A 14,724-nucleotide genomic window follows, 5' to 3' on the forward strand; every position below is an offset into this window, starting at 1 on the left:
CTAAGTTTTTTTATTTTTATCGAAATTTTCTGATATGATTTTAATTGCAGACGGTGGCTCGACCAAAACTCACTGGAGTTTAATAAGTAAGGATCTTAATACAAAGGATTTCTACTCGGAAGGTTATAATCCTTATTTTGTTGACGAAGAATACATCGTGTCTTCTTTGCAAGACGTACTGCCTGAGGATTTAGTAACTGAGAACGTAGAAAAAATCTACTTCTATGGCGCAGGAGTACATAATAAGGAAAAAGCGGCAGTTCTTGAAAGGGCTTTCGGACGCATATTTACCAAGGCGAGCACTTTTATTGAACACGATCTTTTGGCTGCCTGTCGCGCTTTATTAAATCAGGATGCAGGTTTCGCTGCAATTCTTGGAACTGGAACAAACACTGCTATTTATGACGGTAATAAAATTTCTTACCACATCGACTCAGCTGCGTATATATTAGGAGATGAAGGAAGCGGATGCTATATTGGTAAGAAATTCTTAACGGATCTGGTGAGAGGAACATTACCCGATACGATTAAAGAAAGCTTTAACGGAGCTTATACCTATACCATTGATGAAATTCTTGATCGGATTTATACTAAACCCCTTGTGAGTCGTTTTTGTGCAAGCTTCTGTGAGTTTATAGCCAAGCACATTGATAATGAGCATATATATAAATTGGTAGAGTCTTCCTTTAATGATTTCTTTTCAAATTTAGTTAGTCTTTATCCTGATTATCAGAAATACGAATTCAACTCAGTGGGCTCTGTTGGCTTTTACTTCAAAGATATTCTTGCATCTGTAGCAGACCGACATGGAATGAAAACCGGCAAAATCTTGAAATCACCAATTGAAGGATTGATTATATATCACAAACAACTTCTTCTTACAAATACTGAGGTTGTTTCTTAAAAATAAGTTTATCAGCAAAGCCATAACTCGATATGGCTTTGCTGTATCCTAAAAAAGCTTTAGCTCTTCTGGCTTTTGCAGTAAGAACTCCTCAAGCGCTTGCCACTTCTTTCCGTCATGCCTCAATAAAGTAAAGCGATCAATAGTAAAGCTTCTTTTAAGCTTCCTATTCTTGTATTCCGCCCAAAGGGGTATAAAGATTTCAGGGGTTACATCCCGAAACGCAATGGTAATATGAGGGTGAAATGAGCTATTACTCTTATTTTCGTCTGGGTCAAGTTTGTTTTTGTGGAAGACAGCAGATATGTCCTTTTGTAAGTTGTTTAGAATAGGCTGCTTGACACAATGAACAAACAAAGTCTTGTTATTAAAGCTGTCGAAGTTCTGCAACTTCTGCTCAAATGAGTTATGCATAAATGCGACTGGCTTAAGCAGCTGTATAAGGTTTTTCTCCGTTGTTAAAGGGATACTGAGAGGTCGGTAAAGTGTTATATGAACAGGAGGTTTTAGAGCTGCATAAACATTGTATTTGCTGGATATTTCCTTCCGGATATCATCAATTTCTTCGGACAGCGGGGAGGGGAGTAGTATGGCAGTCAGGTAAAGAGGCATTCAGTAAAGATAATGAAAATACTAATATTGTTAGTAAATATTGCCTCGTTATATACTCTCTTTCTTCTTATTTTAATATTTAAAACTGTGCTTTATGCTTGAATTAACAAAGGAAACTTTCACCTAAAAAATCGTAGTTTTGACCTGATGAATAAAAATAAAGCTGTTTTCTTAGACCGTGACGGTGTGCTTAATAAAGAGCTGGGTGATTATGTTTGCAATTTTGACGACTTTCACATCCTTGAGCATAATTTCGCTCCCCTAAAGGAGTTGCAAGACAGAGGTTATTTATTGATCGTCGTAACTAACCAGGGCGGCGTTGCAAAAGGATGGTATACAGAAGAGACATTAGGAAAAATGCATAAGCATTTGATTGACACCTATGAGGCAAATGGTGTGAATATTACGGAGGTTTATTATTGCAGGCATCATCCCGAGTACAACGGGAAATGTATGTGCCGAAAACCTGGATCCTTGTTGCTGGAAAAGGCTATCGCAAGGTTTAACGTCGATAAAAAGCAAGCTTATTTTATAGGCGATAGGGAAAGGGATGTAATTGCGGGGGAAGCAGCAGGTATTAAAGGTATTTTGATCGACTCAGATCAGCCAATATCAGAAGTATTGCATTTAATTGCATAGCGTGAAATATCTATTATAGAAAACCCGACCCCAACAGGCCGGGTTTCTTTATTTTAATGCTCAGCAAGCGGTCCCCGAAGAGATTTCCCAACTTTACTATGGCGTCGGCTGTAACCGAAGTAGACTATTATTCCTATAACTAACCAAATAATCAATCTTTCCCAGGTATGCCAAGGCAAACCCGCCATTAGGTATAGGCAGACAAGAATTCCCAGTATAGGAACAACAGGGAAAAACGGCGTTTTAAAGGGCCTTGGAAGTTCTGGGTTTGTATAACGTAGAACTAGAATACCTCCACAAACAATAACGAACGCTAAAAGTGTTCCTATTGAAACAAGTTCTCCTAACAGATTTATTGGACCAAAGCCTGCTAGGATCATAGCAAGAATTCCTGTAATGATTGTGGTGATATATGGGGTTTTAAATTTCGGATGGATAATGCTGAAGAAGTTTGGCAACAGGCCATCATGAGACATGGAATAGAATATCCGAGGCTGACCTAATAGCATAACCAGGATCACTGAGCTTAAACCAGCAATAGCACCAATCTTTATAGGAAATCTTAACCAGAATAGATCTGATCCCCCTGCATTTACAGCTACTGCTATAGGATCTGGAACATTTAGTTCAGGGTAATGAACCATACCCGTCATTACGATACCAACTAGAATGTAAATGACGGTACAGATAGCCAGTGAACCTAGAATCCCTCTCGGCATATCCTTCTGCGGGTTAAGGGCTTCTTGTGCAGCTGTTGAAACTGCATCGAAGCCTATATATGCAAAGAAGATAATTCCTGCTCCCCGTACAATTCCATCGAACCCAAATTCTCCCGGACCTTTGGCCTCAGGAATAAATGGTGTAAGATTGGCTGTATTGATATGACTGACCCCAAAAGCGATAAATAAAAGGATAACAGCCACTTTTAATACAACAATAACATTGTTAAATTTAGCGGACTCGCTTATTCCAATAACAAGAAGGGTAGTAATGATGCCGATAATAAATATTGCTGGGAAATTTATGATAGCCCCTGTTGGTGTAAAGGCACCGGTTGCAGAATCATAATCATAAGGTGCTTGTGCAATACTTGCGGGTATTTGTATCCCGAAATCTTTCAGGAAGCTCACGACATATCCTGACCAAGAAACAGCAACAGTTGAAGAAGCAAATAGGTACTCTATAATTAGATCCCATCCAATGATCCAGGCTACAAACTCACCCAGGGTTGCATAGGCATAGGTATAGGCACTTCCAGCGATCGGTATCATAGAGGCGAACTCGGAATAGCATAAGCCAGCAAATGCACAAGCTACGGCAGCAAGAATAAATGATAAGACAACAGCAGGACCGGTGTGAAGAGCAGCAGCCGTTCCCGTCAAAGTAAATATTCCAGCTCCTATAATTGCTCCGATACCTAAAGAGATAAGATTATTCGCGGTTAATGTCCTCTTTAATCCTCCTTCGTTCTTCGATTCATTCAGTAACTGGTCAAGAGATTTTTTATAAAACATAAATAAGAGTTATAATGAAAGCTTTTTTGTCAAACGTAAAGATTTTAAGAGCAAAAGGAAAGGGCTTATGTCACAAAATCCCTTCCTTTTGCATTTTTTTCTAGTTATTTAAGTCGAATTTCCTTTTTTAGGATCTTGACTACAGTTTCCGTCTTTATTTCCTGTTTAGTTTCACTCCTTAATATGTCAGAATTATCTACCTCGGCAATATGCGGAGCGATGATCAATGAAACGATAGACATGAGTTTAATCAGAATATTCATAGAAGGGCCGGAGGTGTCTTTAAATGGATCACCAACAGTATCTCCTGTAACAGATGCTTTGTGCGGCTCTGATTTTTTATAGTGAGTTTCTCCATTTATCTCAGCGCCTTTTTCGAACGACTTCTTAGCATTATCCCAAGCCCCTCCGGCGTTCGATTGGAACATTCCCATTAAAACACCTGAAACTGTTACTCCTGCGAGAGTCCCACCAAGAACTTCGGGGCCAAATGCAAAGCCAATAATGATTGGAACAATCAGAGCAATTGCTCCTGGAAGCATCATCTCACGAAGAGATGCTTTGGTAGAGATCTCAACGCAGCGTTCGTATTCGGGCTTAGCTTTATATTCCATAATTCCCGGGATGTCACGAAACTGCCGACGCACTTCCTGCACCATATCCATCGCGGCTCTTCCTACTGCTGAGATTGCCAATGAAGAAAAGATATATGGGATCATCCCCCCTACAAATAGTCCCGCTAACACGTTTGCCTTATAAATGTCAATACTGTTAATGCCAGCCACTCCAACAAAAGCGGCAAACAGGGCCAGAGAGGTCAAAGCTGCAGAGGCAATGGCAAATCCTTTTCCGGTGGCGGCAGTTGTATTTCCTACCGCATCAAGATTATCAGTCCGGTTTCGAACTTCCTCAGGCAACTGACTCATTTCTGCGATTCCTCCAGCGTTATCTGCTATAGGTCCGAATGCATCAATAGCTAATTGCATTGCTGTAGTTGCCATCATTCCCGCTGCGGCTATTGCCACTCCATATAGTCCTGCGAAATAGTAAGATCCATAAATTCCTGCGGCAAGAACCAGGATAGGAAGCAAAGTTGATTCCATCCCTACTGCCAAGCCTCCAATGATATTTGTGGCGTGACCAGTAGAGGAACGGTTTACTATTGATATTACCGGTCGTTTACCCATCGCCGTATAATATTCGGTGATCACACTCATCAACGCCCCAACAATTAATCCAACGATAATTGATAGGAATGCATCCGTACTCGTAAATTGATAACCTCGGATCTCCATGGTTTCAGGAAGCATCCAGGTAACGGCGAAATACGAAGCTATAGCCGTTAAGATGATGGATGACCAGTTACCGGTATTTAAAGCAGTGAGAACATTATCTGTTTCATTCTTAATTTTAACAAAGTAGGTGGAAACGATTGAAAAAATCAAACCAAGGCCTGCTACTAACATTGGCAGCAATACTGGTGCAATTCCCCCGAAGTTGTCTGCTGATTCTATTTCCCGGCCTAAAACCATCGTAGCGAGAATGGTTGCCACATAGGAACCAAACAAGTCGGCACCCATGCCTGCCACGTCCCCAACATTATCTCCAACGTTATCTGCGATTGTTGCAGGGTTACGCACATCATCTTCCGGGATTCCAGCCTCAACTTTTCCTACCAGGTCGGCACCTACATCGGCTGCTTTGGTATAAATCCCTCCGCCAACTCGTGCAAACAGTGCTATGGATTCTGCTCCTAGCGAAAACCCAGCGAGCACTTCCAGGGCTTTTTCCATTTCTTCTCCATTAACATCAGCACCTTTACTTACTACAAAGACCTGATAGAACACTATAAATAGAGAGCCGAGCCCAAGAACAGCCAAGCCTGCAACACCTAACCCCATTACGCTGCCTCCTGTAAAAGAAACCTTCAGCGCATGAGCAAGACTCGTTCTCGCGGCCTGAGTTGTCCTTACGTTTGCCTTGGTAGCGATATTCATTCCAATATATCCAGCAAAAGCAGAGGTAAAGGCACCAATTAGGAATGATATTGCGATTACCGGACTTGAGGTTTCAACTAAAGTCCCGGAGTAGGCAAGGATGATTGCGGCAAAAACTGCAAAGTAGGATAGTATTTTCCATTCTGCTTTTAAGAAGGCCATCGCTCCGTCGGCTATATAACCTGAAAGTGTTCTCATATTTTCATCTCCGGCATCTTGTTTTACGACCCAGGCTGATTTTGAAAGCATTACAAGAATTCCCACGAGGCCAAGGAGAGGGATTAGATAGATGATATTACTGTACAAGAAATCCATACAATGTCTTTGTTTTGTTTAGAAATGGTTAGTTATATTCAAATATAAAAGCCCTAGCGACTATTGCAAATATTTAGGCTTTAACCCAAGAGCTTTATTCTTTAGGTATGATGGTTTTTCCGGTATTGACATAGTAAGAGGAGTATTTTTAAATATATTAGTGGAATTTCTTTAACTATTCATGGAAGAACTTCAGGAAAATGTAACAATGAAACGCGAACTAGGTTTGCTTGACGCTACATTATTAGTAGCTGGTAGCATGATCGGGTCGGGAATCTTTATCGTTAGTGCAGATATCACAAGAAATGTTGGTTCTGCCGGCTGGCTTATAGCAATTTGGTTAATCACCGGCTTTATGACATTAACTGCTGCCTTAAGTTATGGCGAGTTAAGTGGGATGTTTCCCAAAGCTGGCGGACAATATGTTTATTTAAAAGAAGCATATAACCCTCTAGTCGGATTTCTTTACGGATGGAGCTTTTTTACTGTAATTCAAACCGGCACAATTGCGGCAGTAGGGGTGGCCTTTTCAAAGTTTACTGCATACCTCATTCCCGCTGTAAGTGAAGATAATATTCTGGCTGATTTCGGATACTTCAAGGTTTCGGCCGCTCAGTTGCTTTCAATTGTAGTTATTACTTTTCTCACTTACACGAACACGAAAGGTGTAAAAACGGGTAAGTGGATACAAACATCATTTACTCTGGCTAAGCTTCTAAGCCTTTTTGGTTTGATTGCTTTCGGATTTATTGCTTATAAAGCGGAGGTATGGAATGCGAATTGGCAGAACGCATGGGATATTCATAAACTAAATAAAGATACATCAATCGAAACTTATACGTTAGTTGCCACTCTCGGAGCTATTGCTGCGGCCATGGTCGGTTCTATTTTCAGTAGCGATGCATGGAATAATGTAACATTTATAGCAGGAGAGGTTGTTAATCCTAAGCGAAACATTGGTCTAAGTCTTTTCCTTGGAACCTTCATTGTTACTGTGATTTACGTTCTAGCCAATGTGGTATATGTTTCAGTTCTTCCCCTTCAGGAGATTGCGACAGCGGAAAAGGATAGAGTGGCTGTAGCGGCTTCTTCTGTTATATTCGGTGATATTGGAACGAAGATTATTGCTATCATGATTATGGTATCGACCTTCGGATGCAATAATGGTTTGATCTTATCGGGCGCCAGGGTTTACTATACAATGGCGAAAGATGGCTTGTTTTTTAAAAAGACTGCAGAACTTAATAAGAACGCAGTTCCTGAATTTGCTTTATGGATTCAGTGTTTAGTTGCATGTGTCTTAAGCTTGAGCGGTAAGTATGGCGACTTGCTTGATATGGTATCTTTTGTAGTGGTGATCTTCTACATCCTTACAATACTTGGAGTGTATATATTAAGAAGATCGCGGCCAGAAGCTGAACGCCCCTACAAAGCCTTTGGTTACCCTGTTTTACCAGCGCTCTATATTATAATGGGCTTAGCTTTTTGCTTTTTGTTGATGAAATTTAAGCCTGAATATACATGGCCTGGGTTAGGTATCGTTCTAATCGGTTTGCCAATATTCTTCTTGTGGAAAAAAGATTCAACTGAGAAAAAGACATAAAAAAACCGGCTTAAGGCCGGTTTCCCTAAATATAATTGGTCACATTCAATCAATTTAAACTCGATTAACCTTATCTTTTAGTTTTCCAGCTTTCTTTAAAGATCTTACAGTAAAATAAGCGATAACTAATAGTATTAGAATACCAGCTACAATTTTGTTTCTTAGCTCAATATCTGAACTTATTACATCAGGGTAATTCACTAGGAGGAGTAGCACAATTCCGGTCAGCCAGACAAATTGAGTATTATATTCTTTAGAGATCCAACGACGTCCCTGAAAATCCATACTTGAAAATGTTCTCGAAATGCCTTTCAAACTGATTCCCCAACGACTTACTCGGCTGCAATAAGAATCGAACTGAGCTCCGAATTTATTTCTTAAGAAGTTTTCTTCTGCCAGTACGATTGCTTGATATATAAATAAAAATAGAGGCATAAGAATGCCCATGAATATTAGAGAATTAGATAATATACCTACCCCTAATAGCATTAATATATTTCCAACATATAAGGGATTCCGGCAGTGATTGAAAATACCTTCTGTTACCAAGTTCTCTGCATACACTTTTTTATCTTTACCGCCTCGCACGATGTAAGCAAGTCCGATGGTAAGACCTCTTATTATCTGACCAAGCACGGTTACAATTAGTCCGATAGTGATTGGCCAGATATAATAATTGCTACCCAAATTGTCTTCGGTGAATATTTTGGGTGATGGGAGGAATAGTGCCAGGTAAAGGAAAATAAAAAGGAAGTTCCTGTATTTAAAGAAGAAGTTGCCTATGCTAATCATTATTAGTTTTTAACAGCAATGATGCCTGTGAAATTATACCATTTAAAAAATACTTCGCAATGCGAAAATCCTGCATCCCGCAACATCAGAACATTTTCGCTGGATTTGTAAGGAATTAGTACATTCTCCAAAGCTTCTCTCTTCTGAGAAATTTCCATCTCACTATAGTTGTTACGACGTTTCATGTCGTAATAGTATTTGATAAAGTTTCTATTGAATAAGCTTTCTTCCGCAAGTATTTTCTCCACAAGGATAAGCACACCTCCAGGGACCAATCCCTCAAATACTTTTTTCAAAACTTTTTCCCTGCAAATAGGGCGAATGAATTGAAGAGTAAGACAAAGCACGGCAACAGAAGCGTTTTCTACCTTGAACTCTTCGTGCAAATTAGCAGTAATCAGATCATAAGGCCGGGTGAATCCTGCTTCTTTTAATTTCTGATCACATTTGTTCAACATATCCTGCGATTCGTCGATGCCAACAAAACGGATATTATCAGGGACCATGGTGTTCATCCCAATCATGGTAGTTCCTGTAGAACAACCAAGGTCGTAAACGTTGGTTCCTTCGATTGCGTGATCCGCTGTGAGTTCAGCAATCATTCTTTGCATTTCTCCGTAATAAGGAACCGAGCGGCTTACCATATCGTCAAATACGCCAGCCACTTTTGACCCAAATTTAAAGTCGGAAACTTTTTTTATTTCTTCCTTGAAAAATTCGTCTTTTGATAATTTAGGATTAGTTTCAATTTCCCCCGCCATCATAATTTGTTTAGAGACATAAGTTAACAAACTTGTTTATGTATTGTGTGATTTCTTTAACAAAAACGTTAAACTTGGTTAATACTCTTTCGTATCATATGGCTATTTTTGCGTCCATTTTGAAATTATAAGTAAATGAAAAGTGTTAAAGTAGGACTAGTGCAAACTTCATGCACAGCTAACAAACAGGAAAACCTGGATAAGGCAATCTTAAAAGTTAGAGAGATTGCAGCTAAAGGAGCTCAGATTGTTTGTTTACAAGAACTTTTTACATCATTGTATTTCTGTGATGTAGAAGATTATGATAATTTCAATTTAGCTGAAGCTATTCCCGGACCTTCTACAGATGCTTTAAGCGCTGTTGCAAAAGAATTAGGTGTGGTGATCATTGCTTCACTTTTCGAGAAACGGGCAGAAGGTCTTTATCATAATACAACTGCTGTTCTTGACGCTGATGGGTCTTATTTAGGTAAGTACCGAAAGATGCATATTCCTGATGATCCGGGATATTATGAGAAATTTTATTTCACACCTGGTGATTTAGGATACAAAGTATTCAAAACAAAGTTCGCTACTATTGGAGTGTTAATATGCTGGGATCAGTGGTATCCGGAGGCTGCCCGTATCACTTCTTTGATGGGAGCTGAAATTCTTTTCTATCCAACTGCAATAGGATGGGCCTCTTCTCAGGAAGTTGATACAAACACTGAACAATATAATGCGTGGCAAACCATCCAGCGTAGTCATGCAGTTGCAAACGGAGTACACGTAGTAAGCGTTAACAGAATAGGGGATGAGGGTCCAATGAAGTTCTGGGGCGGATCTTTTGTTGCAAATCCTTTCGGAACTGTTCTTTATCAAGCCTCTCATACTGATGAAGAGCTAATCGTTCAGGAACTAGATCTTTCGAAATCTGACCGGTACCGTACGCACTGGCCTTTTTTACGTGACAGAAGAATTGATTCTTATGCGCCGATCACAAAGCGATATATTGACGAGGATTAATCTTTCAAAGAAACAGAATTAATGATAAGTCCTCAAATTTCCAGAGTTTCAGATTTCGCGGGGTTGCAAACACCTAAAGAACTTGGCTATTATTTCCCGGCAGAATTTTCCGAACATGAAGCAACATGGTTAAGCTGGCCTCATAAAGAAGCAAGTTGGCCAGGAAAGCTTGATAGCATTTACCCCAAATACAGCGAGTTTGTAAAGATCCTTACTCAAAGTGAAATTGTAAGAATTAATGTTGCTGATGAAGCTTTAAAGAACTCGGCAATTGCCCATCTTCGAGTTGCAGGTGTCGATCTAAGTAAGGTGGAGTTTTATTTCCACCCAACGAACGATGCCTGGTGCCGGGATCATGGACCTGCCTTTTTGGTAAATCCTTCGGCGGAGATCAAGAAAGTAATTGTTGATTGGGGCTACAACGCGTGGGGTGGAAAATATCCTCCTTTCGATCTGGATGACGTTATTCCGACTCTTATTGGTAAGCATTTCAATATACCAGTTTTCAGTCCTGGGATAGTGATGGAGGGTGGATCGGTTGAATTTAATGGTAAGGGGACGGTTTTAACGTCAACATGCTGCTTATTGAACCAGAACCGGAATCCTCATCTTAGTCAGGGGCAAATCGAAAAGTATCTCTCTGATTATTATGGCATAGACCAGGTATTATGGGTCGATGAAGGTATAGTGGGCGACGATACTGATGGACATATAGACGATACTATTCGTTTTGTTAATGAAGATACAGTTCTTTCTGTTGTTGAAACTAATGTGAATGATGAGAATTACGAACTTCTTCAGCAGAACGTTAAAGCATTGAGTAAAATGCGTCTGTTAAATGGTAAGCAATTAAACGTAATTGAACTTCCTATGCCAGAAGAAGTTGTTTATGACGACATGCGTCTTCCGGCCTCTTATGCGAATTTCTACATCAGCAACACCCATGTCATTGTTCCCACCTACCGGTCGAAATTCGATGACAAGGCTCTTGACATTATTGGTGAGTGCTTTCCTGAAAGGCAAGTAGTTGGAATTGATTCAACAGATATTATCTGGGGATTGGGAAGCTTTCATTGTTTAAGTCAGCAAGAACCGAAGGTTTAAGTTATCTTATAATAATATATAACACGGAAAAGGAGACGTTGGGTCTCCTTTTTTGCTACATAATATCTTTTTTGGCTTTAATACCTTAAAGCTACATTCCACATTAGTCGGTGGTTTTGCTCAGGGCAATTTTATTGCAAGTCTTCAATAGCCTCTGCTACTACAAATGTGCTTCCCCCTACAAATATTAAATCAGACTTCCCTGCCTCAACTTTTGCAGCATCCAAAGCATTTCTTACCGAAGAATAAGTTTTCCCTTGCAAACCAAATTGAGCAGCTTCTGAAGCCAGTGCCTCAGCGGGTTTCGCACGTTCAAGTAGTGGTGCGCAAAAGTAGTAAGTGGCTTCTTTAGGTAGTAAGGATAAGACGGACGAGCTGTCTTTATCTTTAACCATTCCAATTACCATATAGAGGTTATCAAAGGGAACAGTGGATATGTTCTTCAGAACTTCCTTAATGCCATCTTCATTATGGCCTGTATCACATATAACTAATGGATCGCTTCCTATAGTTTGCCATCTACCATTCAGTCCGGTTAGTCCCTGTACATTTCCCAAAGCTTGCCTCAGGTGGCTGTTTGTGATGTCAAAGCCTTGATTTCGCAAAACAGAAACACTGCTTAGAACTCCTTTGATATTTTTTACCTGATAAGTGCCAGTAAGATCAAGTTGAAGCGGCAACCGATTCGAGTTGTCAAACAAGCTGGCTACTTCGATATTTCTGATTTTTGTATCCGATCCTATTTCTTTGACATCCCATTCGTCCGACCCAAAGCGCAAGTCAGATCCTGTTTCAATAGCTTTCGACAGAAATACTTTTTCAATTTCTTCCTGTCTCTGACTTATCACTATCGGAATCCCTGGTTTAATAATCCCTGCTTTCTCTGAAGCAATTTCTTCCAATGTGTTTCCAAGGATGTTCATATGGTCGTAACCAATGTTAGTAATCACTGACAGCAGAGGGGTTATTACATTAGTGGAATCGAGACGGCCTCCTAATCCAGTTTCGATTACTGCTATATCTACCTCCTGAGAAGCGAAGTGATCAAAGGCCATAGCCACAGTTACTTCGAAGAAAGAAGGCTCAATTGCTTCAATGGTACTTCTTTGAGAGTTGACAAATTCTACCACATCCTGCCTTGCAATCATTTGCCCATTGATCCTGATCCTTTCCCTGAAGTCAAGTAGGTGAGGAGATGTGTAGAGCCCTGTTTTATATCCCGCCTCCTGTAGAATCGCTGCAAGCATATGAGAAACAGATCCCTTTCCATTTGTTCCAGCAACATGTATGGTCTTGAATTTTCTATGAGGGTTACCTAAAGCCTCACAAAGTGCCAATGTATTAGTAAGATCTTTCTTTATAGCAGAAGCACCAATTTTAGTAAACATCGGTAACCTCGAATAGAGATAGTCGATCGTATCAGAATAAGTCATCAAGGAGGAATAAGACTAATCTACTTTGAAGTTGAAGATAACTGTTCCAATTTGAACATCAGGGGCTGATTCAAGACGGTTAAGGCTAGCACCTCTTACAGCTTGTTCACATTTAGTCCAAAGGTCTTTGTCAGAAAGCGTAGTTCCACGAACACCCGCACGAGCGTAGACGACGGTGCCTGTTTTATCTACTCGAATCTCAACCGCTACCTTACCCGAGCTCTGCCCGTCATCAGATATGCGAGGAACACTTACGAATTTTCTTCCGACTAACGATAATTGTGTGTTTCCAAAACCAGAACCACCTTTACCATAATTACTTGCCATTGGATCTCCATCTACATCTCCTTTATTCCCAGGAGTGCCATCATTACCATCGCCTCCCCCGTTACCATCATTTCTTTTTCCTTTATACAAGGCATTAGGATTAACGCTTGGCTTTGTTTCTTTTGCCGGAGTTGTTGCAGTAGGAGTAGAAGTTGTCTTTTTTTTAGATGTTGCTATAACTGGGGCGTCTTCAATATCCTGAGTAACTACCGTCTTATCGGTGGCTTCTGTAGTTGGAGTGCTTTCCGTTGGTTCAGATGTAACTATTTTATCTGGTGCTGTATTATTGGCATCAGGAGCAACAGAAGGTTCTTCAACACTCATGAGGTCTTCTCCCATACCCGTTTCTGAAGTACCATAGTTTACAACAATGCCACCCGTTCCAACTTCTTCCATAGGCATATTCGTTCCAAACGTTATAAGATAGCTGATAACCAAAAATAGGATCATAGCTCCCCCGGAAAAGAGAAGTGCTTTTGGATAATTATTTTCTTCACGGTACTGCATAACGCATTTATTTAGGTTCTGTTGCCAGTACAAGTTTAATTCCCATTTTGTTAGCGATGTCCATAATTGTTACAACATCCTGTATCGCTACAGTTCTGTCAACAGAAAGGACAATAGTCAACTCTTTGGCCTGCTGCTGATAACTTGCGAGCTTCGGTTGAATCTCTTCCAGCTTTACAAGCTGCTTGTCAAGGAAATACTCTAAGTTTTGATTTATTGCTATACTAACGGTTTTTTTAGATACAGATTGTCCCGAGGCAGACTTCGGAAGCATCAGCTTTATTACGTTAGGGTTTGTCACGGTCGAAGCAATAAGAAAAAACAGCATCAGGAAAAACATGATGTCATTCATTGCTGAAGTATGAACTTCTGCATGAGGACGATTTCTTCTTCTTAAGTTCATTTTTGCTATTTAAGCTGTTTGTTCAATTTTGCCAGAACTCCTTCTATTCAGATTCAAGGCTCTGGCAAATTCCATAAATCATTTTTTTAAAACTGCTGACTATGTCAAAGCATTACCTGCCAGGCTGCTCAAGAAGATCAATAAATTCAACGGCGTCAGTTTCCAGCTTCAGAATTACTCTATCAACCATGATGTTTAAAATATGATAGCCAATGTAAGCTAGAATACCAATCATCAGACCAGCAGCAGAGGTAATCATTTTTTGATACAGACCATCTGCTATCAAACCCATACTAATATTGTCTGTCTGTGCGATGTTGTAGAAAATACGGATAACACCGGCAATAGTACCAACAAAACCCAACATTGGTGCAATACCTGCCACAATACCTAGAATACTGACGTTCTTCTCAAGTTTTGATACTTCCAGTTTTCCAATATTTTCGATTGCACCTTCGATATCCTTAATAGGTCTTCCTATCCGTAACAATCCTTTTTGCAGCATTCTTCCCAAGGGAGAGTTGCTGTTACGGCAAATAGCAGTTGCAGAATCAAGATTCCCAGAAAGAATATGTTGTTTTACCTGAACTAACAGGTTTGCTTCGTCTTTGGCCGCTTTTCTTATGGTTAGATAGCGTTCAATAAAAATAACTAATCCCAGGAATAAAAGAATTCCGAGGGGAATCATTACCCATCCACCCTTTATAAGTAGATCGATAAATCGTAGGTCTTGCGCTGTCTGTACTGCTTGCGTTGCTCTTGCAACGGTATCTGGTAGAACAGTATCTTGTAGTAGAATCATGTGTGT

At 40.1% G+C, this 14,724-nt stretch carries 14 protein-coding genes; 5 read left to right on the forward strand and 9 right to left on the reverse strand.

The annotated features are described in order from the left end of the window. Window positions 1–34 precede the first annotated feature (34 nt). On the forward strand, window positions 35–904 hold the full coding sequence (locus tag J4N25_RS20475) for an N-acetylglucosamine kinase (protein WP_207423667.1): 870 nt from the start codon (window positions 35–37) through the stop codon (window positions 902–904). A 48-nt stretch (window positions 905–952) separates the two neighbouring features. Here J4N25_RS20475 and J4N25_RS20480 read toward each other — a convergent pair whose 3' ends face one another. Further along, window positions 953–1,516, reverse strand: a complete 564-nt coding sequence (locus J4N25_RS20480; RefSeq protein ID WP_207423668.1) for a 2'-5' RNA ligase family protein — start codon at window positions 1,514–1,516, stop codon at window positions 953–955. A 147-nt stretch (window positions 1,517–1,663) separates the two neighbouring features. Here J4N25_RS20480 and J4N25_RS20485 point away from each other — a divergent pair, with 147 nt between their 5' ends. Next, complete coding sequence (locus J4N25_RS20485; protein ID WP_207423669.1) at window positions 1,664–2,155, forward strand: D-glycero-alpha-D-manno-heptose-1,7-bisphosphate 7-phosphatase; 492 nt, start codon at window positions 1,664–1,666, stop codon at window positions 2,153–2,155. Between the two features lie 53 nt (window positions 2,156–2,208). On the opposite strand, the gene J4N25_RS20490 is transcribed toward J4N25_RS20485, so the two are convergent. Next, window positions 2,209–3,669, reverse strand: coding sequence for an amino acid permease (locus J4N25_RS20490; RefSeq protein ID WP_207423670.1), 1,461 nt, complete (start codon window positions 3,667–3,669; stop codon window positions 2,209–2,211). A gap of 104 nt (window positions 3,670–3,773) precedes the next feature. Beyond that, a complete protein-coding gene (locus J4N25_RS20495) occupies window positions 3,774–5,981 on the reverse strand; it encodes a sodium-translocating pyrophosphatase (protein WP_207423671.1) in 2,208 nt (735 codons plus the stop codon). 181 nt (window positions 5,982–6,162) lie between these two features. On the opposite strand from J4N25_RS20495, the gene J4N25_RS20500 reads away from it, so the two are divergent. Beyond that, window positions 6,163–7,584: an APC family permease gene (locus J4N25_RS20500; RefSeq protein ID WP_207423672.1), complete on the forward strand. Its 1,422-nt coding sequence runs from the start codon at window positions 6,163–6,165 to the stop codon at window positions 7,582–7,584. Window positions 7,585–7,638: 54 nt separating this feature from the next. Here the strand turns inward: J4N25_RS20500 and J4N25_RS20505 are convergent, their stop codons facing one another. After that, window positions 7,639–8,376, reverse strand: coding sequence for a methyltransferase family protein (locus J4N25_RS20505; protein WP_242695961.1), 738 nt, complete (start codon window positions 8,374–8,376; stop codon window positions 7,639–7,641). A gap of 2 nt (window positions 8,377–8,378) precedes the next feature. Next, window positions 8,379–9,140: a carboxy-S-adenosyl-L-methionine synthase CmoA gene (gene cmoA / locus J4N25_RS20510; protein ID WP_207423673.1), complete on the reverse strand. Its 762-nt coding sequence runs from the start codon at window positions 9,138–9,140 to the stop codon at window positions 8,379–8,381. Between the two features lie 132 nt (window positions 9,141–9,272). On the opposite strand from cmoA, the gene J4N25_RS20515 reads away from it, so the two are divergent. Both J4N25_RS20515 and J4N25_RS20520 read left to right on the forward strand, forming a co-directional pair. Further along, window positions 9,273–10,142 carry a carbon-nitrogen hydrolase gene (locus tag J4N25_RS20515; protein ID WP_207423674.1) on the forward strand — a complete coding sequence of 290 codons (870 nt, stop codon included), beginning with the start codon at window positions 9,273–9,275 and terminating at the stop codon, window positions 10,140–10,142. A 21-nt stretch (window positions 10,143–10,163) separates the two neighbouring features. Continuing rightward, window positions 10,164–11,246 (forward strand): agmatine deiminase family protein, encoded by a 1,083-nt coding sequence (locus J4N25_RS20520; protein ID WP_207423675.1) that lies wholly within the window; start codon window positions 10,164–10,166, stop codon window positions 11,244–11,246. Window positions 11,247–11,377: 131 nt separating this feature from the next. Here J4N25_RS20520 and J4N25_RS20525 read toward each other — a convergent pair whose 3' ends face one another. From J4N25_RS20525 to J4N25_RS20540, 4 genes are all read right to left on the reverse strand, one after another. Further along, window positions 11,378–12,679: a bifunctional folylpolyglutamate synthase/dihydrofolate synthase gene (locus tag J4N25_RS20525; RefSeq protein ID WP_207423676.1), complete on the reverse strand. Its 1,302-nt coding sequence runs from the start codon at window positions 12,677–12,679 to the stop codon at window positions 11,378–11,380. 15 nt (window positions 12,680–12,694) lie between these two features. After that, window positions 12,695–13,513 carry an energy transducer TonB gene (locus J4N25_RS20530; RefSeq protein ID WP_207423677.1) on the reverse strand — a complete coding sequence of 273 codons (819 nt, stop codon included), beginning with the start codon at window positions 13,511–13,513 and terminating at the stop codon, window positions 12,695–12,697. 7 nt (window positions 13,514–13,520) lie between these two features. Then, complete coding sequence (locus tag J4N25_RS20535) at window positions 13,521–13,916, reverse strand: ExbD/TolR family protein (protein WP_207423678.1); 396 nt, start codon at window positions 13,914–13,916, stop codon at window positions 13,521–13,523. A 112-nt stretch (window positions 13,917–14,028) separates the two neighbouring features. Beyond that, window positions 14,029–14,718, reverse strand: a complete 690-nt coding sequence (locus J4N25_RS20540; RefSeq protein ID WP_207423679.1) for a MotA/TolQ/ExbB proton channel family protein — start codon at window positions 14,716–14,718, stop codon at window positions 14,029–14,031. Window positions 14,719–14,724: the final 6 nt, after the last annotated feature.

This window comes from Desertivirga brevis, assembly GCF_017355835.1.

Coding starts and splice junctions, on each gene's coding strand:
- J4N25_RS20475 (WP_207423667.1), top strand. CDS start 35: ATGATTTTAATTGCAGACGGTGGCTCGACCAAAACTCACTGGAGTTTA.
- J4N25_RS20480 (WP_207423668.1), bottom strand. CDS start 1,516: ATGCCTCTTTACCTGACTGCCATACTACTCCCCTCCCCGCTGTCCGAA.
- J4N25_RS20485 (WP_207423669.1), top strand. CDS start 1,664: ATGAATAAAAATAAAGCTGTTTTCTTAGACCGTGACGGTGTGCTTAAT.
- J4N25_RS20490 (WP_207423670.1), bottom strand. CDS start 3,669: ATGTTTTATAAAAAATCTCTTGACCAGTTACTGAATGAATCGAAGAAC.
- J4N25_RS20495 (WP_207423671.1), bottom strand. CDS start 5,981: ATGGATTTCTTGTACAGTAATATCATCTATCTAATCCCTCTCCTTGGC.
- J4N25_RS20500 (WP_207423672.1), top strand. CDS start 6,163: ATGGAAGAACTTCAGGAAAATGTAACAATGAAACGCGAACTAGGTTTG.
- J4N25_RS20505 (WP_242695961.1), bottom strand. CDS start 8,376: ATGATTAGCATAGGCAACTTCTTCTTTAAATACAGGAACTTCCTTTTT.
- cmoA (WP_207423673.1), bottom strand. CDS start 9,140: ATGATGGCGGGGGAAATTGAAACTAATCCTAAATTATCAAAAGACGAA.
- J4N25_RS20515 (WP_207423674.1), top strand. CDS start 9,273: ATGAAAAGTGTTAAAGTAGGACTAGTGCAAACTTCATGCACAGCTAAC.
- J4N25_RS20520 (WP_207423675.1), top strand. CDS start 10,164: ATGATAAGTCCTCAAATTTCCAGAGTTTCAGATTTCGCGGGGTTGCAA.
- J4N25_RS20525 (WP_207423676.1), bottom strand. CDS start 12,679: ATGACTTATTCTGATACGATCGACTATCTCTATTCGAGGTTACCGATG.
- J4N25_RS20530 (WP_207423677.1), bottom strand. CDS start 13,513: ATGCAGTACCGTGAAGAAAATAATTATCCAAAAGCACTTCTCTTTTCC.
- J4N25_RS20535 (WP_207423678.1), bottom strand. CDS start 13,916: ATGAACTTAAGAAGAAGAAATCGTCCTCATGCAGAAGTTCATACTTCA.
- J4N25_RS20540 (WP_207423679.1), bottom strand. CDS start 14,718: ATGATTCTACTACAAGATACTGTTCTACCAGATACCGTTGCAAGAGCA.